The organism is Paenibacillus sp. JJ1683 (assembly GCF_053006485.1).
Genome location: NZ_CM129820.1, coordinates 3,611,025 through 3,629,525 on the forward strand (window position 1 = coordinate 3,611,025; position 18,501 = coordinate 3,629,525).

An 18,501-nucleotide genomic window follows, 5' to 3' on the forward strand; every position below is an offset into this window, starting at 1 on the left:
TTGAGTTGAAACCAGCTATCCTGTCTTGCTAGCAAGCGGCGACCTACATTTATTGCATGTGGGTTGCCGCTTTTGTTTTTAGTGAAACCAGTAAGTATATCCCAATTGTAATAATTCGCTAACATTTATAAAGGAAATTGACGAAATATATAAGGGATAGCTGTACTGTAGCATTAAATTAAAATTTAAAGGAGAAGAAACTTGTGAAAAACTTGAAGTGGAGCACTATGTCCTTTTTTGGTAAAAATCTATTAATATCTTTTCTTAACATCGTATTAATAGGTGCTATTCTTATCACATCTAGCTATATACTTCAAAAGAACATTCTCACCACGCAGCTGCAAGATCAGGTTAAAGTGCTGACCAAAAAATGGGCAGAAGATGTTGACAAAACAAAAGTACAACAAGCATTAAGCGAAAAAGATTATAACGGTTCTGTTCAACAGGAATTACGTAAATTTCTAGATTCTATTCACACATTTTATCCTAATGTCGCCCAAGCTTACATATTTGGGACAGAACTAAAAGAAGGAAATCAAACCTCCATTATTGGCGTTCCCACTAATTTGGTTCAAGCTTTCCAAGACTCGAAGATGAATATTGGGGATATGTACACTCTGCCTGACGAAAATGCAGAAGCCGTAAATAAGGTGCTTCAATCCAATGAATCAGCATTGAGCAGCTTTTATACGGACGAATATGGCACATGGACTACGATTGTTTACCCGATTACAGACGCAAGTGGTAAAGTCACAAGTGCAATTTACTTTGACGTAGATGCGAGCTCTGTACCTACGGGTCTTCATAAGCTGCTTGTATATGGTGTTTCACTGCTCATTCTGTTTCTTGCTATCTTCTTGACGATTCAATACTTGCTGGTAAAACGCACGCTCTCCCCAATTCGTTCCTTGATGAAGGGAATTGAAGAAGTCAGCGAGGGTAATCTGAATGTGAAAATTAAGACAGGACTAGACGACCTTGGTATTATCAATCAAAAATTTAATTCTATGATCAAGCGCCTTAACGATACAATGGTGAAAGTACAGGATACGACGCAAGAAGTAACGGGATCAGCCCAGGAATTGTTAAGCATCAGCGAGAAAAACAGTACGAATACAAACGTCATTAACAGCAATATCCGGGAAATAACCCAGGGGCTTGAAGCTCAGGATCACGCAGCACTTGAAAGCTCCAGGGCTATGAATGAAATGTCTACAGTGATCCAAACCATCGCTGAAAGCTCCTCTTCTGTTGCGGATCAAGCTTATTCCATGGAAAAGCGCTCCGTTGAAGGCAATCAGGTAGCTCAAAAGCTATCCACTCAGATGGATTCTATCTCCACTACAATGGAAAGTACAGTTGATTCCGTTAATGCATTGCAGAACCGTTCTAACGAAATCAGTAATATTGTAAGCATCATTACCGGTATTGCCAGCCAAACGAATCTGCTTGCCCTCAACGCTTCGATTGAAGCTGCCAGAGTCGGCGAAGAAGGCAAAGGTTTTGCAGTAGTAGCTGGAGAAGTGCGTAATTTGGCTGAACAGTCTCAAGAATCCGCCAAACAAATTGCAGAGCTTATTGAAGAAATTCAAAAAGAGATTGAACAAACTGTAAAAGGCATTAGCCTGGGTACAAAAGAAGTTCACGTCGGACTGGAAGTTACGAAGCAGACAGGCGAAATGTTCTCTGAAATTTTAGAAGCGTCCAACAAAGTGTCGTCACAAATCCAGGAGGTATCCAGTGCAACTGAGCAAATCTCGGCCAGTACGCAGGAAATGTCAGCTACCTCGGACGAGTTGTCTTCCACAGTTAGCAAAACAGTCAACAGCAGCAAACAAATTGAACAAACCATTGGGGAACAGACAGAGTCTATGGCTTCGATTGTCCAAGCTTCGGACAAGCTTACATTGATGTCCGGGGAGCTGGAAGAGCTTATTTCATTCTTCAAGGTAAACCGGGAAGTCTAAACATTATAACTACCCAATCATCATAAAACAAAGAACCTCTAATCTGCATAGAATGCGCATTAGAGGTTCTTTGATATGCTCTTACATCGTTCTTTAGTTTAAAAAGCCTTCCAACGCTGAGGTTGGCTTACCATCAGCCTGCCAAGCACCTTTGTTATAGCCTTGATTATAACCTGGGGTTGCAGCTGGCTCCCAATAAAATACGCCCACGCCTTTACCGCCTCCGATACTCCGCACCTTCGTTTTGATTGCGGAAATAAATGCCTTGGAAGCAGCAGGTTCATTATATTCCATCCCGATTTCACTGATAACAATGCCTTTACCATATTTCGCAATGAGGCTATTGGCATTGGTAATCGTCTGATCCACCTTACCCTGCCAGTCAGAGGAAGACGGATATAGAGACAGTCCAATAAGGTCAAACTGAGCTCCATTATCAATCAGTCCACCAATGTTCCAGTTTAAAACGGAACTGTTATCCCCGTTAGCTAAATGTACGATCGTCTTGGTGCTGCTGCTTACGGATTTAACAGCGTTATTCCCTGTATTGACGAGCCACGCATAGTTTTTCATATTCACTGAGGCTTTGCCGTCATCCCAGAGCATGCCATTGTTCGTTTCATTGCCGATTTGCACCCAATCCGGTGTCACACCCTTGCTCTTCATCGTGTTCATAACATAGACGGTATGGGACCAGACCGCATCCATAAGTTGTGTAAATGTAAAATTGCGCCATGCGTAAGGCTTATTCTGCTGTCCTGGGTCAGCCCATGAATCGCTATAATGCAGGGTCAGCATAACGCTCATGCCTAACTTTTGAGCTCGCTGCGCAAGTTCTGCTGCCTTCTCGGCATTCATGTATCCGCTTGCATAATCCTTCATGTCAGGATTTACCCACACTCGAATACGAACCGAATTGATCTGATAATCGTCCCGTAAAATTTGCAGCACATCCCGGCGAACCCCTTTTTTATCCTTCCAGGTCATACCTTGGGCTTCCATCCCTGCGACCCAGCTTATATCTGCTCCTTTGGCGAAAGCAGGGGCGGCCGAAGCCGCACCCACTCCCACAGAGCCCAATGGGTACAAAAAGCTGGATAACAAGATCAACATCGCAAATACCATAGTACGTTTACCTGTTTTCATAAGTCATCCCCTATCTAAATTGTATACTCACATTGCCTCTGGCCAATCCACCTGCTCCCTCACTCGGGAATCAGCGGCGATCACATGTATAACGTGTTCTAATTATTGCGCTCTGTCTTTAGAACCTTAACAGCATAGGCACCCAATTGAACGCTGCTGTCTGCTATCACATGATTTTCAAGCATATCCGCATAAGTTCGTCCATCCAGTGTAATCTCTTGCGGCTCATGCGTAAAATTCATTACAAAAATATAATCATGAACTCCATCGGTACGAATCGCCGTGTTCACTCCATGTGGCAACTGCACATCGAGTGCTTTACTGAGACCTGCCTCATCAATTAAACTCTTGTAAAAATGACTATGGAATAGTCCGGTGTTGCGTGATGCGATGTAATAAGCTTTTCCCTGTCCCAAACGATTCACCGTCAAAGCCGGACGTCCTGCATAAAAGTCTGTCCCGTACTTAGCCAGTACCTCTGCACCCTCCGTATGAATGAGATCACACAATTCAACAGCTTCATATTCCCCTTGTAGATCCAGCTCATTGCCTTCAATCGGTATAATGTAGTTACGATCGTGATCATGTAATCCATCAATTTCTTCCGACCAGATGCCCAGCGTTTTACGAAGCGGCCCTGGAAAGCCTCCAAGGAAACACAAATCATGTTCATCCACGATGCCAGACCAATAGGTTGCTACGAAAATGCCGCCATTTTCGACAAACTTCTGTATGCGCTCCCCTACACCGCTGCGGACCATATACAACATCGGAGCGACCAAAAGTTTATATTTGGAGAAATCTGCATCCATATGAATGACATCTACCGGCACTCCCTGCTCCCACAATGCCAAATAATGTGCTTCAGCTGTCTCCTCATATTTCACGCCTTTGTTCCGCGGCCCCTGTGAATCGTTGATTCCCCAACGGTTCTCCCAATCAAAAATGACTGCGGCCTCAGCCGGTACGGATGTACCAATCACCTCCTCCAGTTTTTCCAGCGCATGACCGACATCTGTCACGTCCCCGAATACCCGAGTATGCTCGTGTCCTACATGATCGACGACCGCACCATGCAGCTTTTCACTCGAACCGCGGCTTTTCCGCCACTGAAAATATTGAACGGTGTCTGAGCCGTGCGCCACAGCCTGTAAAGACGATAGCAGATGCATGCCCGGTCGCTTCAGCTTGCTAACGTCTTGCCAGTTCGTCAAACTTGGCGTACTTTCCATGAGCATCCAAGGTTTCCCACCTTTAATGGAGCGAATAATATCGTGCATCATAGCCACTCTTGCAGCTTGACGGCTGTCATCTCCTTCACGGTCATGCCAGGTCGGATAACTATCCCAGGAAATAACATCGAGCAGATCAGCAAACTTCCAGTAATTCAATCCTTCGAAAAACTCCATTAAATTGGTTGTGACTGGAATGTCCGGATTTGCAGCCTTGAGCGGCACAATCTCATGTTTGATAAAATCTGCGGTCTGTTCGGTTACAAACCGTCTCCAGTCCAAATTCATGGCATGAACCTGCGTTTCACCATGAGGTGCCGGAGATTCGACTTGACTCCAGTCTGTAACTGTATGACTCCAAAATGTTGTCCACCATGAATGATTAAGTTGATCCAGCGTACCATATTTATCCTGCACCCAAGCGCGAAACGCCTCCTGACAATAATCACAGTGACAATCTCCACCAAATTCATTGGAAATGTGCCAGCCAATAACAGCAGGATGATTAGCATATCGCTCAGCCAGCTTCGTATTGATGATACGTACTTTTTCCCGGTATACAGGCGACGTATAACAGTGGTTATGTCGAAACCCGTGCAAGTTACGGACACGGTTAACCCCTACACGCAGCACCTCGGGATATTTTTGCGACATCCAGGCTGGTCTTGCTCCGCTCGGGGTGGCCAAAAACGCATAGATTCCGTTCTCAGCAAACGAATCCAGAATACGATCCAGCCATTCAAACGTAAACACACCTTCCTCAGGCTCCAAGGATACCCATGAGAAAATGCCGACAGACATTACGTTGCATTTGGCTAGTTTCATTAAGCGGATATCCTCCGCTAACACCTCGGGATATTGCTGCCATTGCTCCGGGTTATAGTCTGCTCCATGCAGCATACGCGGAACTCGCTCACTAATGGGAGGGTACTTGGTTATGTTTGGATATGTCACTGTAAATCATCTCCTTGTATTAGTTCTGTTACTCTTTGACGGAACCTAACGTCATACCTTTAACAAAATACTTTTGTAAAAATGGATATACAATAAGAATAGGCGCTGCACCAATGAAAATTTGTGCTGCATTAACCGTCGTCTGAGACAGTAATTCCATCTCTTTGGGACTCATGCTCATGGAGCTCATATCCTTCTGTATAATTACAGTTTGCAGGAACGTCGCCAGCGGATAATCCTTTGCATTGCTCAAATAGAGCAGACCATCAAACCATGAGTTCCAATGAAATACCATACTGAACAGCGCAATCGTCGCAATGGAAGGCATGGATATCGGTAAGAAAATACTAAACAATGTCCGAAAATGCCCTGCTCCGTCGATCAATGCCGCCTCTTCCATCTCTTTGGGGATACCTCTGAAAAAGTTCAGCATAAGAATGACCAGAAATGTATTGACCGCTCCTGGCAATACAAGTACCCAGAAGCTGTCCATAAGATGAATCTTTTGAATAACCATATAAAATGGAACCAGACCACCGTTAAAAATCATACTAAATACAAACAGCCATGAATAAATGTTGCGACTACGGAACACCGTGGTTTCCTTCGAAAGCGGATAAGCAGCTAAAAAGGTAATCAGCAGCGTCAAGCCGGTTCCCAAGACAGTTCGGCAGACGGAAATCCAGATGGAGTGCAGAAAAATTGGGTTATTCATCGTCTTCTTATAGGCTTCTAAAGAAAATTGCACTGGCCACAGTCCAACCAGATTGGCATCTGCTGCTGATTTAGCACTAAACGATACCGCCAACACATGGATCAGTGGAACGATACACATGATAGACAATATCACAAGCAAGCAAATATTGAACACATTAAAAATGCGGTATGGCGTTGTTTTATGATACATGACTCTCCCTCTTTCAGCCTCGTGGAATCAGAATATGCGGTAACCTGCCCATTTGTAAGCAAGCCGATAAGATATCAGAATGAGAATCATACTGATAACGGATTTGAACAATCCAATGGCGGTAGCAAAGCCCATCTCCCCATTGATCAATGCTGTCCGGTAGACGAATGTGTCAATAATATCGCCTTTTTGGTATACCAGCGGATTATAAAGGTTGAAAATCTGGTCAAAACCAGCATTCAGAACATTACCAAGGGCAAGCGTCCCAACAACGACCACCATCGGAATCAATGATGGTACAGTAATGTGCAGCGTCTGTCTCCACCGGCTCGCTCCATCCATTTCAGAAGCCTCGTACAACGAAGGATTGATACCCGCCAGTGCAGCGAGGAATACGATGGTATTGTAGCCAAACTCTTTCCATATGTCCGATACAATGACGGTAAAACGAAACCAGTTGTTATCTCCTAGAAAGAAGATAGGCTGGATCCCTATACTTCCAAGAATCCGGTTCATAAATCCGTCAGTAGCCAACAGATCAATCAGAATCCCACCCAAGATTACCCAGGACAGAAAATGTGGCAGATACACCAATGTCTGAATGGAGCGCTGAAGTCCGACCTTGCGAATTTCATTCAGCAGGATAGCAAAAACAAACGGAACCAGCAGATTGAAAAACATCTTTAACACAGCAATAATCAGCGTATTCCATACGACCTGAAGACTGTCCTCCCGTTGGAACAAAAAGCGGAAATTATCCAGTCCAACCCATTCAGAACCAGTTATGCCTAGCCAAGGTTTGTAATTTTGAAAGGCCATCACGATGCCGCCCATTGGAATGTAGCTGAATACAATTAAGAAAATGATGGCTGGCAGCAGCATGATATGAAATGGCCACGTACGTTGCAGACTTCTCATTGCAGTTCCTCCTGTAACTCTCATGGTATACCTCAATTATAAAAGCGTTTTCGCAGTCCCAACAGTTCAAAAAACCAACATACATGGCACAAAAGCAATCATTTTTATTTAATCCATATGAAGCTGAAGTAAAAAGGCTGTCCACCTTGGGACAGCCTTTTTCAATCTGTTTTACACCATCGACAACTTTTACTTTTCGACGCTCTTATACCATTCGTTTACTTCCTTTGTAATTTGTTCGCCACCAGCGGCTTTCCACGTCTGTACAAAGGTATCAAAAGCGGAAATCGGCTGTTTGCCATAAATAATTTCATTGAACGTCTGGCTTTCAATCTTATCGAGATAATCCTTTTTAGCCTTCATCGTTGGCGTGGTTGGTCCTGTAAACTGATCTTTCATAGAGATATCCTTTTGTTCCATAAGCACTTTGGCCGCTGCGGGAGTGTCTTTCCCGTAATTCACCATCACATCTTTCTCCAGTCTGGTTTTCGGTTCTGCACCGTCAGCCAAGCTTAACAAAGCCTTCATTTGGGCATCAGGGATACGTGCACCATCACGAACCAGCAAATAACGAATAGAGTTTACATAACCACCCGGTATTTTATCAATAGACACCAGCTTTCCATTGGCATCTAAATCATAATCGTAGCCCTTAAACAGCCCATTCGACAAATCACCGTCCGGTTTGGCATTTGCATAATGATCAAACAAGTAATTTTGATATGTGAAGAAGGCTTCAGGATGCTGCATTTGTTTGTTGATGAGTACGACACCATTGGTGTACTGCGTTCCATGGCGCATAGCTTTGTTGTCAGGTCCGGCTGGAATCTTGATCGGCTTCCATACAGCACTCGGCGCATTTTTAACCGTATCTTGAAGCGGCCATCCGCTCATCCAATATGGCCCAGGAATCATCCCGGCTGTCCCTGCAACTGTAGGTTCTGTCGTTTTATTTTCATCCCATAATGCTGCTTCCTGAGGGATATATCCTTTTTTGAGCCACTCACTCAGTTTTTGCAGACCCGGCTTCATGCCAGGCTGGACAGAGCCATATTCCAAGCTGCCGTTTGCACCTTTGTTCCACTGCTGGGGTAGTGTGCCATAAGCGCCGAAAATCCAGGATGGGTCACCCATCCAAGTGTTCATGGATGTTTTGAAGCCGATGCTGAGCGGGGTCACTTTGTCCGGAGCCAATCCGTCCGGATTTTTATTTTTAAAGGCATCCATCACTTTTTCCAGATCATCCATCGTCTCAGGAGCCTTCATCCCCAGCTTATCCAACCAATCTTGTCGTACCCACAATACATAATCATGGTTATAGGCGAAATCAAGCACAGGGATACCCATTTTTTTACCATCCCGGCTATACTGATTCCATACATTCGTATCCTGACTCATGGCCTGCTTCCAAGAATCCGAAGCATATTTATCAAACAACGGGCCAACTTCAGCGAACATACCGGAATCGATCATATCCTGGGCCAGCTGCTCATTCTCCGTTCCCAGTACAACGACATCAGGCATCTCCTGACCAGAGGACATCGCCAACCGCAGCTTGGTAGCAAACGCACCGTTTGTATCCGTGACAGACCAGAGTGATTTTATATTAATACCAAATTTCTCTTTGGCCCATTTCGTCGCAACGTTATTTTCGATAGATTCGCCATTTTTAAATTTTAAGGCGGGATCTACCCCCCATACCGTGGATATTGTAACTTCTGGGTTGTATTTTTCTTTGTATACGTTTTCAGTTTTAGCTGTGCTGTCCGCATTCCCATCATTTCCTGCACCTGAGCAGCCCATAAGGCCAACCCCTAATACCATAGTTGCGGCGAGCAACGACAATAGCTTTTTCTTCGAATGAACTCGCATCTTGTTCCCCCTCTAAAAATCATTTTCTACTCTTTTATTATAAGAGGGCTTTTCTTAGCAGCCTATGTCACAAAATAAATATTTCTGCACCTTTCCCAACTGATCTTTACTCATTCGTCTTTACTGGTCCCGAAATTCATGCGGAGTCATTCCATAATGTTTTTTGAACATCTTGCTGAAATATTGGGGATTCTGATAACCGAGTTCAGTTGTTATTTCATATATTTTTTTGTTGGAATATTTGAGCAAATAAAGAGCCCGTTCCATTCTCATTCGGATAATATAATCTCCCAGGCCTTCCCCAGTTTCGGCTTTATAGATTTTGGACAAATAGACGGGATGAAGATAGACCTGATCGGCAATCGTCTTAACAGACAGCTCCTGTCCTTTATCCTGAGCGATCAACTCCTGAACCTGCTTGACCACATAGCTTTTGGCGCTTTGCTCGCTTGCGGACCATTCGGCTTTAAGCTTGTTCATCATGGAAAATATCCACTCTTTGAGGTGGGGAAACGAATGAACCAGTTTCTGCGCATGTAACGGATCGAAGCCTACCTGGTCCATCTGTGTAATAAAGCGTCCTTGTTTGTGAGCTGTATACATAAAGGCGCTCGTTACCGAAATAAACAGTTCATACAAATGCTCGCGTGTATAACCTGCCTCTTCCATTTTGCCAAATACACGGCTTACTTTTGCTTCGGCCTCTTCCCATTGCCTGGACTCTAGCAGATGAGTAAGCGTTGGATGCGTATAAAGACCCTCCAGCGACTTCACTGAGCTATGTGACTGTTCTGTCTGCTCTTCTATGAATAGCAGTGGATTCGTTTCCTCCTGTTGGTTCCAATATAAGGATCTGATTGCTGTCTGATATAGCTTAGGCAGCTCATCCGGGAAATGAAACCAATTCGTTAATGTGACGTAAATTTCACCTTTCAAGTAATTGCTCACATTTTTTCGAAAGGTCTCAATCGCTGCACGCAAAAAATGATTCTGTTCATCCACAGTCCTTTCAGCAAATAAATCCCAATTTCCTTCTATTAACACGATTAGGCAATCATGTGGCGCTTTGCAATGCCAAACATGAAAATCAGGAGCAAACACTTCTTCTGCAATATTTCCAATCGCATACTCAATTAAGGACACTGAGTGATAATCCATATCGGAAAAATGCTTGCCCAGCTGAATAAGCAGCATACTGGCAGGATGTTCTGTACGTAGCTTGATTTCATATTCGGACATTTTGTCCGTTATTTTCTGTACAGTCAAATCACGCCCGAGTAACAAATCGTGCATCAAATGAGTGCGCAGCACACCGAAATCGTTCCTGCGACTGTATTGTAATTGATGAACCTTGTCGAATGCTTCCCATTCTTCCTTTAGCGAATCCATAGCAGCTGACACACATTTGATAAACTCATCATCATCCACCGGCTTTAATATGTAATCAAAAGCCTTAAGCTGGAGCGCTTTTTTAGCGTATTCAAAATCAGCATAGCCTGTCAGTAATAAACTTCGGATGTGCGGCCAACGTTCGTTTACTTCAACAATCAGCTCTAATCCCGTCATGCCAGGCATACGAATGTCCGTAACCAGAATATCAATATCATGCGCTTCCAGCACATCTACTGCTGCCAAGGCTGAAGCTGCTTGATGTACCCTCTCAATTCCCAATGACTCCCACGGTATGGTAGCCGCCAGGCTTTCAGTAACATAACTCTCATCATCGACTAGTAATATCTGAACCATCAGTATCCTCCAATTTAACTATTTCTTGAATTTCATGAAGAATGGATCAACCCGTCTTCCTGCCCTTCTTCAATTGACAGTGGCCATTTTAAAATCACTCTCAATCCTCCCAACGGAGACAACGAGAATTCCAGCCCGGCGTTTTCACCAAAATGTAATCGCATTCTTTGATGCACATTCCATAAACCATAGCCACTTTTCTCCTCTACAGGCTTCTCAAGTGCTAATGTCAGGGATCTTATATCCTCTTCACTCAAACCGAGTCCGTTATCGTCTACAATCAAGTACATGGATGAGCCGATGCACTCAGTCATAATACGGATGATCCCCTCCTCCGCCTGAGGTTCTATTCCGTGCAGCACTGCATTTTCCACCAGGGGTTGCAATACAAGCGGTGGAACCAGCAGACTATGGGCCTGTGAAGAAATGTCAATAGTGAACGTTAACCGTGGCATACGCATCTGCTGAATTTTCAAATAATATTGCACAAACTCGACTTCATCCGATAAAGGAACCAAATCTCTTTCCTGTCTTGTCGTATAGCGATAATATTTGGACAAATTATGAGCCATAGCCACGACCGCCTCATGATTGCGCAGCTTTGCCATACTCGTAATAAAGGAAAAACAATTATAAAAAAAATGGGGATTGATTTGAGACTGGAGCTGCTTTAGACGAGCTTCCTTTACATGCAGCTTCTCAACGTAAACCTTCTCAAACAGCTCTTGAATCTGTTCGACCATCAGGTTGAATTGACGTGACAGAAATGCAAATTCATGACTACCCTTAGGACTCAAACGAACAGCATAGTCTCCATCCTTTAATCTCCGAAACGCCCGCACAAGCTGGAGAATCGGAACTTGTACCTGTGAGTGAAGAAGATAAGCACCAATGATCCCTACCAGTAGCGAGCCAACAACGGTTAGATAAAATAGTCGGTTAGATGAATAAATCGGAGACATCATATCGGACAAAGGCATGTAGTCAATCAAATACCAACCTGTTGTTTGCGAAAGAACGGCGTGAACAAGGTAACTCTCTTCTCCAATTTTCACGGTCAAATTATCAACTTCATGTAATCCCAATTTCTCCAGTTTCGCAATCAGCTGGCTTGACAATTCTTCGTTTGCAGAGCGATTGTAAATCACGCCTACACCTTTTTTATAATAAAAAGGCTCCTTTCGTCCGTCGCCTTTAAAGCGGTCAAGCATGTCCTGAATGTTGCTGCTATCGAATTCCACTTTAATAATCGTGTTAGCGGTTTCTGGATTGGCTAGTGAGGAAAACGGGGATAAGGTATACAATGAAAATATAAATTGATCCTTACCGTACACTCTTTTTTTAGATACCTGCCAGCCGTTTGTAATCGATTGGCTTAATTTCTTCTGATCATAATAACTGGCTCCATTCTCCGATACAACTCGTCCAAGCGAAGGAGAATATATACTCAGCCCTGTTCTCCAGTTCGAAGAGCTTTCCTGAAGCCCAAGCTTGGTTTGAATCCGCTTGACAAGGTTAATTCCATCCAGGTTGAGAGTCTTATCCTTTAAAAAAATTGCTTGGAAACTGGCTACATCAGGATCATGAATCAGCAGATGCGGCCAGGAGGAAATCATTTCAATATTCGTATTCACCTGGTTTTGAAAAAAAGTCAGCTGGTTATAATTGGATTGATTCAGTTCTTCACGTAATACGCCTGTCGTTGTCTGATTAGAGTAGACATACAGAAGCAGCACAGGTATCAGCAATACGATAACGATGGAAACGATTTTAGTATAAAAATTAAATTTAAACATGAGTTTTACACATCCTCTGCACAAAAAACAGGCATACTTAAAAGGTATGCCAGAGCCCTGACCTTCGTTGCCGCCACTACATACTATACATTATTAAGGGTTGGCGGTGATAATATGTTTGACGCTAAGCAAATGGAATGGTTAGATCAACTATCTGCTGAAGACCTGGCCATATTAGGTGCCGGCTTCAATACACTAGGTGATTTTTTTGATTTTTTGGCGCTGATTAAAGCCAAACAGGAAACATCTAAGGAGCTAAAAGGTAAAAACACTAAATCAAAAACTATTTAATAACGAATTTTACACGAGTCCCATCCTCATACTGATCTAACTGGTGACTGACCCATGATCCTGCCCCACGATTATCCTTAGGAGCTATGTATTTGATATTTGCACCCTTACCCCCTTCTGAGCACATAGCCATCGGCCATTCATCACGATCAAACCCTTTACGAGTAGGAACACCCGCAAGTGAATGCTTACGATTTTGCTCGGCTCCTTCCCGGTCAATTGTGCATACTGGTGATTTTCCCGCTTGAATGGCTTCCTTAATATGCTGCGCCGTTTCAGGATAACGACCTGACGGAAATTGCAGCGTTACCTGAGCTGATGAAGGCGGGTTCTCTCCTGTTATTTTCGTAAAAAGATTGTCTCCTTCAAACCAGTACGCTCCCACAGCTAGCAACACTAAGGCTATAAAACTTAGCAACTTTTTCTTCAATTTCCCTCTTCCTTTCAAGCTATTCCAGTAAATGACCTTCAGCTAAGGTAATCCCCAGATTTTATTTTTTGTAACCCCTTACTGACTATAAAAAAAGGTTAAATATCCGACGACAAATAGTATAGAGAGGAGGTTGTACGAATGAACGATGAGATCAAACTGGCCGTGAGCCAAATGCAAGCTGTTGTAATCCGGTTACTGAATGGAAATACCGTAATTGGCTGGCCTAAGCTCCTATCTGACCAAGAAACTCAGCAATTCAAGCTCTACGATGACGAACACGTATATACGATTTCCGTTAATGACGTGGATACAGTCGCAAGAGTTATTGTATAAGATACAGAGAACGACTTAATGAGTCATCCAGCGGACAAGCCCAAACAAGGCGCACCACAGGAGAAGACTAATCAGAATTCCCCAAAATAAACCTTTAAAAAGCTTCATACCATACTGACAACCTTTCCGACTGGGCTTTTTCCCCATTATAGCATGTCAGAAAGACAGCTGTCGCAGCTTGCTCTTACATTGTCTTCGTATCATATATTTTAAATTTTGAAATCACGATACCAAGAAAAAAGCACAAAATTCCGAGATTAGGACTGATCACCATTGAAAATGCAATCATGACATAATAAAAGTCACAATTTAACCGAAATTTAATGAAATTTTTCCGAAAATGATGTATAATTATTGACATAACAAAACGCACGAGGTGATCATCATGGCATTATTAAACAGAGTTAAGGAATTAAAATTACAACTGCCTAACGAGCATCATAGCATTTCACAATACGTGGAGCATGCATTGCATTCGATTGACAGTTTTGTAGAACAACATCGTCAATTTGTAGCTGCTCAAGCTTTATATGGTGAAAAAATCAACGGTACGGAAGAAAGATTATTTCGTGACACAATCGCTGAGATTAAAGCCCAACTAGTAGCTACTCTGGAGAAAACAGTTGAAGATTTCGCGCACAAAGGCGATAAGCACTGGAAAAATCATTATCAGGACGGCGTAGAATAAGCTGAAAATAAAACCCCCGGTCTTTGGACCGGGGGTTTATTTGTTTGGTATACGCCAGATGTGGCAATGTACGTAGACTATTTTAACACTTTGGCAGACGTCGTTACCTTCTTACCACCATAGACTACTTTAATACTGGAGCTTCCGCTATCCAAGGCCTTCACCTGACCAGCTGTAACCTGTACAATCGACGGTTTGGAGGATGTCCATACCGCTGAATTGGTCACATTCGCAGTCGCACCTGAATCATAAATTGCACTCACGCTAAGCACTTGAGATGAGCCCTTAGGCAGCTTCAGGTTTTTATTGCTCAATACCAGCTTAAGCAACTTAGGTGTAACCTTAATCTCCACGTTAAACGACTTATCCTGGTACGTACCCGTAATGGTTGCTGTTCCAATTCCAACAGCTTTAATGGAAGACCCTTTTACGACCACTACAGAAGCATTCGATGTTGTCCATTTCACTTTACTGCTCAGGGTAACTTTTTTACCATCTGTATAATTGCCGACGACTTTGATGGACTTACTTCCCTTCAAATTCATCTCAGCATTCGAAAAACTTGGTGTCAATGTAGAAATGGCTCCCTCCACAATGACAGGCACTTTCACGTATTTATTCATATACATTGCCTTGATTCCCGAGTTTCCACCACTCACCGCTTTTACTTTGCCATTTCCCACTGTAACTGCGGCTGTTGTAGCTACCCAGCTTACCTGGTTGGTAACATCCAGTACTCCGCCACCAGCCATGTGTGCTTTTACAGTCGGAATACTCGTTTCTTGGCCTGCAACCAATACATATTTTTTCTCAGAAGCCGTCAGCTTAAGAACCTTATATTGTACGGTCACTGGAATATCCAGCTTGAGCGCACCTACTGTCGCTGTCAATGTTGCACTACCTGGGTTTACTGCTACCAGTTTACCATTTGCAATTTTGACTGCACTCTCACTGCTTAAGCTCCATTTTACATCGGATTGAACTGCTTTTTTGGCTCCATTGACCAAATAAGCAGATATACTCGGAAGAGATGTTTTGCTGCCAGTTTCAAGAGCCAGACTGGCTTTGCTTGAGACCAGTTTTTCGACAGTTGGAAGTACATTAATCTTCAGAGTCTTACTCAAACCATGATAGGAAGCTGTAATGGTCGAATTCCCTACATCCATCGGTGTGATTTTCCCTTGCTCTACAGTGGCAACCAGCGAATTAGAGGAAGTCCATTCTGCTGTGTTGGTCACATCTGTTTTGCCGCCAGTCAGGTTCACATCGGTTGCAGTAACCTGAATGGGGGAGCTACCCATATAGACCGATTTGGAGCCAGTCTCACTCAGTACCAGTGCCTGGGATGAAGAACGAACATACACGATCAATTGTGCATTCAGTCCATCTTTGGCGGCTTTAATGTAAGTCACGCCTTTGGCAAGAGGACGTACAAGTCCATTCTCTACGGTAGCCACAGCCTCATTCGTGGATGTCCATTCCACACCGGACACATTTTCCGTGCCGCCTCCGCTAAGCACACCTTGAGCAGTCAGCTGCTTCGATTCTCCGCCAATAGTCAGATTCAGAGGACCCGTCGGATTGAATTGCAGCTTGCTGTAAGGTGATTTTACCGTAATCGTCGTACTTACTGTTTTCTGATCATATGTGGCAACAATCTTAATCTGCCCTTTGGACACTGGAGTAATGAGTCCCTTTTCTACCTTTAAAATACTTGAGTCCCCGGAGATCCAATCAGCTTCTTTGGTTACATCCGTTTTACCAGTCTCCGTCACAGACCACACTTTTAATTGAGCGGGGCTTCCACCCAGATTGATTGTGGTTGGATTTTGACTGTCCCACTGTACTGTGGAGGTCGTTTTCTCCTCAGCCCGGATCAAACCTGCTGGCCATGCTGCGAATACAAACATCAGCAAAGCAAGTAAGAAGGTACTCCGTTTGCTCATACGTTTCATACGCTCCATTCGTTTCTCTCCCTTGGTTTCATTCTATAAAACAGGATATTATTAACAATCCCATTATCTTTTATCGGTAAGCAGCTAACTAAATTGAACCCTTCATCAAAAAAAGGTGAATTATAACAGTTAAAGTTCGCCACGCAGTGACCTCACTACAAATAAATGCTCTGCCTTGGATAAGGTTTGTCCATCCTCAAGAGTCACATGGTCTGCCGAGTGACTAACCAGCTTTACATTATAAGCAATCAGTTGATCATCTCTCCAAATCGTTACCGCCGACTGAAAATGAATGGCATTATCAAACTGTAACGGAACATTCATTACATAACCGAAAGCGTTCAGCCTCGCTGGCTGGCGGCTTTTACGCTCACGTCCCGGAGGAAGCATGGTAATATGCGTAATATTTTCAAAAGGAATAGCCAGCATTTTCGGGCCCAAAATAACGCATTTTCGTATATCATCCCATTTTTCAAGTGTGCCGCGCACCTTCTGGGTATGACCGTTGTTGCCGTGATATAAAATGACCTGACGTCCCTTCCATTGACGCATGTCCTCACCTCCCGTGCTAGCGGTTAGGAATCTCCCACCGAATCGGTTCCATTCCATGCTCTTGCAAAAATGCATTGGTACGTGAAAAAGGCTTGCTGCCAAAAAAACCTCTATGAGCCGCCAATGGACTCGGATGAGCAGATTTCAGCACCAAATGCTTGCTGGTATTCACGAAGCTTGCTTTTTTCTGAGCATGGCTCCCCCACAAAATGAACACTGCCGGCTGTTCACGTTCATTAATCGCTTCAATGACAGCATCCGTGAAACGTTCCCAACCTATTCCCTGATGAGATTGCGGTTGTCCTTCGCGCACGGTCAACACGTTGTTCAGCAGCAGCACACCTTGCTCCGCCCAAGGAACGAGGTATCCCTGATTCGGAATGGGAGTGCCGACATCATCGCGCAGCTCCTTGTATATATTTTGTAGAGACGGCGGTGTACGCACACCGGGTCTAACCGAAAAGCTCAAGCCGTGAGCTTGTCCCTCTCCATGGTATGGGTCCTGCCCCAATATAACCGCTTTGGTCAGATGATATGGCGTTAATTTGAGTGCTGAAAACAAATCTTCCTTTGGAGGATATACCTTATGTAACTTGTACTCTCGAGCTAACGTATACCTTAATTCATTAAAGTAAGGCTTTTCGACCTCTTCCCGTAGTACATCATCCCAGTCATTCCCAAACATACCGCTGTCTCCTCTCAATATGTAAATCTGTGAAAGCTGTTAACTTTTGTACAAACAAATAAAGCTGACCCCTCATCCGGAGCCAGCTTATTTATTCGTTACTTGTGTTTCTATGCCGAAGGACCAGAAAAGTATTCTTACGATAGTCAACTACCGCGGGGTCTAAATTCGATTTCCTTATTATAGCATTCACGGTATTGATGTCAAGTAACTGAATGCTTAAATTCCTCAGAAGTAAAGCTCTTAATTGCTGTATTGGTTACGATTTTGGATGAGCATTCAGGTATTCCAATGCATTGTATAACATAACAGCAGCTTCGGCACGTGTAATCGCACTTTTGGGATGGAAATTTCCTTTCCCATCCAGGACATTGACCTTGTACACTAGCGAGCGTTGAATGCTGCCTTGGTAAGAAGGCTCCAGCTCGCTGTCATCTGCAATATTTGCAGGTGCGATTTTAATCATGGGAAGAGCACCTGCTTTTTCCATGCCCTGAATCAACATGTGAGTGAACTCTTCTTTGGTTAGTGCTTTGGCAGGATTGATATCTTTTGGAATGTCTACACCGTTATAATACGCGTTAATAAAAGCTTCGGCGTACCAGGCGGTATCCCTAACCTGGGTAAACAGTCCACTCGCCTGCGGCGCCTGGTTCAAATCAATGGCGGCCAAACTAAGCTGAAGTCCGCCCGAGATCAACTGAATGCCTTGGGCAGCGGTCACTTTAGATGAGGGGAGAAACTGCGTGTCAGAGGCACCTTTAAGTAACCCCCGCTCTTTAAGGGATATGATTTTTTCTTTGCCATTTACATGGCCCAAATCCTTGAATTGACTGTCTGCCGCAGACAAATGACCTCCAATCGAGAAGGACAGCAGAGCTATAGTCGTAAGGGCTGCGATTGCACTTTTTCTCATGCTCATGTTAAGTTCCACCTTGTAGTTGAATTAGGCCGCTTGGCCGTTAACAACTTCTTGACGTGGTTCACGATAGAAAGGTTGCAGCAGTTGCTACTAACCTAAATTGA

16 protein-coding genes are annotated in these 18,501 nt (G+C 43.7%); 4 read left to right on the forward strand and 12 right to left on the reverse strand.

The features are described 5' to 3' along the window. Nucleotides 1-203: 203 nt before the first annotated feature. Entirely contained in the window at nucleotides 204-1,967 is a 1,764-nt protein-coding gene (locus ACUC6J_RS15555; RefSeq protein WP_019687983.1) for a methyl-accepting chemotaxis protein, read from the forward strand. Nucleotides 1,968-2,060: 93 nt separating this feature from the next. On the opposite strand, the gene ACUC6J_RS15560 is transcribed toward ACUC6J_RS15555, so the two are convergent. The 7 genes from ACUC6J_RS15560 to ACUC6J_RS15590 form a co-directional block, all read right to left on the reverse strand. Then, a complete protein-coding gene (locus tag ACUC6J_RS15560) occupies nucleotides 2,061-3,113 on the reverse strand; it encodes a glycoside hydrolase family 53 protein (protein WP_016822413.1) in 1,053 nt (350 codons plus the stop codon). Nucleotides 3,114-3,211: 98 nt separating this feature from the next. After that, nucleotides 3,212-5,299: a beta-galactosidase gene (locus ACUC6J_RS15565; protein WP_447249071.1), complete on the reverse strand. Its 2,088-nt coding sequence runs from the start codon at nucleotides 5,297-5,299 to the stop codon at nucleotides 3,212-3,214. 28 nt (nucleotides 5,300-5,327) lie between these two features. After that, nucleotides 5,328-6,206: a carbohydrate ABC transporter permease gene (locus ACUC6J_RS15570; RefSeq protein WP_016822415.1), complete on the reverse strand. Its 879-nt coding sequence runs from the start codon at nucleotides 6,204-6,206 to the stop codon at nucleotides 5,328-5,330. A 27-nt stretch (nucleotides 6,207-6,233) separates the two neighbouring features. After that, the gene (locus ACUC6J_RS15575) at nucleotides 6,234-7,124 is read right to left on the reverse strand and encodes an ABC transporter permease (protein ID WP_016822416.1); all 891 of its coding nucleotides are present in this window, start codon (nucleotides 7,122-7,124) and stop codon (nucleotides 6,234-6,236) included. A gap of 189 nt (nucleotides 7,125-7,313) precedes the next feature. Beyond that, nucleotides 7,314-8,996 carry an extracellular solute-binding protein gene (locus tag ACUC6J_RS15580; protein WP_031461745.1) on the reverse strand — a complete coding sequence of 561 codons (1,683 nt, stop codon included), beginning with the start codon at nucleotides 8,994-8,996 and terminating at the stop codon, nucleotides 7,314-7,316. Nucleotides 8,997-9,116: 120 nt separating this feature from the next. Further along, nucleotides 9,117-10,742, reverse strand: a complete 1,626-nt coding sequence (locus ACUC6J_RS15585) for a response regulator transcription factor (protein ID WP_039276118.1) — start codon at nucleotides 10,740-10,742, stop codon at nucleotides 9,117-9,119. A 32-nt stretch (nucleotides 10,743-10,774) separates the two neighbouring features. Then, nucleotides 10,775-12,538: a sensor histidine kinase gene (locus tag ACUC6J_RS15590; protein ID WP_447249072.1), complete on the reverse strand. Its 1,764-nt coding sequence runs from the start codon at nucleotides 12,536-12,538 to the stop codon at nucleotides 10,775-10,777. 114 nt (nucleotides 12,539-12,652) lie between these two features. Between ACUC6J_RS15590 and ACUC6J_RS15595 the strand changes: the two genes are divergently transcribed. Continuing rightward, a complete protein-coding gene (locus ACUC6J_RS15595) occupies nucleotides 12,653-12,829 on the forward strand; it encodes a hypothetical protein (RefSeq protein WP_016822419.1) in 177 nt (58 codons plus the stop codon). Here ACUC6J_RS15595 and ACUC6J_RS15600 read toward each other — a convergent pair. Beyond that, nucleotides 12,822-13,259: a NucA/NucB deoxyribonuclease domain-containing protein gene (locus ACUC6J_RS15600; RefSeq protein WP_102999176.1), complete on the reverse strand. Its 438-nt coding sequence runs from the start codon at nucleotides 13,257-13,259 to the stop codon at nucleotides 12,822-12,824. The two genes, ACUC6J_RS15595 and ACUC6J_RS15600, sit on opposite strands and share 8 nt — an antisense overlap. A gap of 141 nt (nucleotides 13,260-13,400) precedes the next feature. Between ACUC6J_RS15600 and ACUC6J_RS15605 the strand changes: the two genes are divergently transcribed. Together ACUC6J_RS15605 and ACUC6J_RS15610 are read left to right on the forward strand one after the other, a co-directional pair. Next, on the forward strand, nucleotides 13,401-13,595 hold the full coding sequence (locus ACUC6J_RS15605; RefSeq protein WP_016822421.1) for a hypothetical protein: 195 nt from the start codon (nucleotides 13,401-13,403) through the stop codon (nucleotides 13,593-13,595). Nucleotides 13,596-13,980: 385 nt separating this feature from the next. After that, complete coding sequence (locus tag ACUC6J_RS15610) at nucleotides 13,981-14,283, forward strand: hypothetical protein (protein ID WP_013371923.1); 303 nt, start codon at nucleotides 13,981-13,983, stop codon at nucleotides 14,281-14,283. A 77-nt stretch (nucleotides 14,284-14,360) separates the two neighbouring features. On the opposite strand, the gene ACUC6J_RS15615 is transcribed toward ACUC6J_RS15610, so the two are convergent. The 4 genes from ACUC6J_RS15615 to ACUC6J_RS15630 form a co-directional block, all read right to left on the reverse strand. After that, nucleotides 14,361-16,247 (reverse strand): Ig-like domain-containing protein, encoded by a 1,887-nt coding sequence (locus ACUC6J_RS15615; protein ID WP_447249073.1) that lies wholly within the window; start codon nucleotides 16,245-16,247, stop codon nucleotides 14,361-14,363. Between the two features lie 120 nt (nucleotides 16,248-16,367). Beyond that, a complete protein-coding gene (locus ACUC6J_RS15620; protein ID WP_016822423.1) occupies nucleotides 16,368-16,790 on the reverse strand; it encodes a hypothetical protein in 423 nt (140 codons plus the stop codon). 16 nt (nucleotides 16,791-16,806) lie between these two features. Continuing rightward, entirely contained in the window at nucleotides 16,807-17,475 is a 669-nt protein-coding gene (locus ACUC6J_RS15625; protein WP_016822424.1) for a uracil-DNA glycosylase, read from the reverse strand. Between the two features lie 259 nt (nucleotides 17,476-17,734). Further along, the gene (locus ACUC6J_RS15630; protein WP_447249074.1) at nucleotides 17,735-18,397 is read right to left on the reverse strand and encodes an S-layer homology domain-containing protein; all 663 of its coding nucleotides are present in this window, start codon (nucleotides 18,395-18,397) and stop codon (nucleotides 17,735-17,737) included. Between the last annotated feature and the right edge of the window lie 104 nt (nucleotides 18,398-18,501).

Bases quoted from the DNA above. Each gene is read 5' to 3' on its own strand.
- ACUC6J_RS15620 (WP_016822423.1), bottom strand. From the start codon at position 16,790: ATGCGTCAATGGAAGGGACGTCAGGTCATTTTATATCACGGCAACAAC.
- ACUC6J_RS15590 (WP_447249072.1), bottom strand. From the start codon at position 12,538: ATGTTTAAATTTAATTTTTATACTAAAATCGTTTCCATCGTTATCGTA.
- ACUC6J_RS15570 (WP_016822415.1), bottom strand. From the start codon at position 6,206: ATGTATCATAAAACAACGCCATACCGCATTTTTAATGTGTTCAATATT.
- ACUC6J_RS15585 (WP_039276118.1), bottom strand. From the start codon at position 10,742: ATGGTTCAGATATTACTAGTCGATGATGAGAGTTATGTTACTGAAAGC.
- ACUC6J_RS15595 (WP_016822419.1), top strand. From the start codon at position 12,653: ATGTTTGACGCTAAGCAAATGGAATGGTTAGATCAACTATCTGCTGAA.
- ACUC6J_RS15605 (WP_016822421.1), top strand. From the start codon at position 13,401: ATGAACGATGAGATCAAACTGGCCGTGAGCCAAATGCAAGCTGTTGTA.
- ACUC6J_RS15575 (WP_016822416.1), bottom strand. From the start codon at position 7,124: ATGAGAAGTCTGCAACGTACGTGGCCATTTCATATCATGCTGCTGCCA.
- ACUC6J_RS15615 (WP_447249073.1), bottom strand. From the start codon at position 16,247: ATGGAGCGTATGAAACGTATGAGCAAACGGAGTACCTTCTTACTTGCT.
- ACUC6J_RS15610 (WP_013371923.1), top strand. From the start codon at position 13,981: ATGGCATTATTAAACAGAGTTAAGGAATTAAAATTACAACTGCCTAAC.
- ACUC6J_RS15630 (WP_447249074.1), bottom strand. From the start codon at position 18,397: ATGAGCATGAGAAAAAGTGCAATCGCAGCCCTTACGACTATAGCTCTG.
- ACUC6J_RS15625 (WP_016822424.1), bottom strand. From the start codon at position 17,475: ATGTTTGGGAATGACTGGGATGATGTACTACGGGAAGAGGTCGAAAAG.
- ACUC6J_RS15580 (WP_031461745.1), bottom strand. From the start codon at position 8,996: ATGCGAGTTCATTCGAAGAAAAAGCTATTGTCGTTGCTCGCCGCAACT.
- ACUC6J_RS15560 (WP_016822413.1), bottom strand. From the start codon at position 3,113: ATGAAAACAGGTAAACGTACTATGGTATTTGCGATGTTGATCTTGTTA.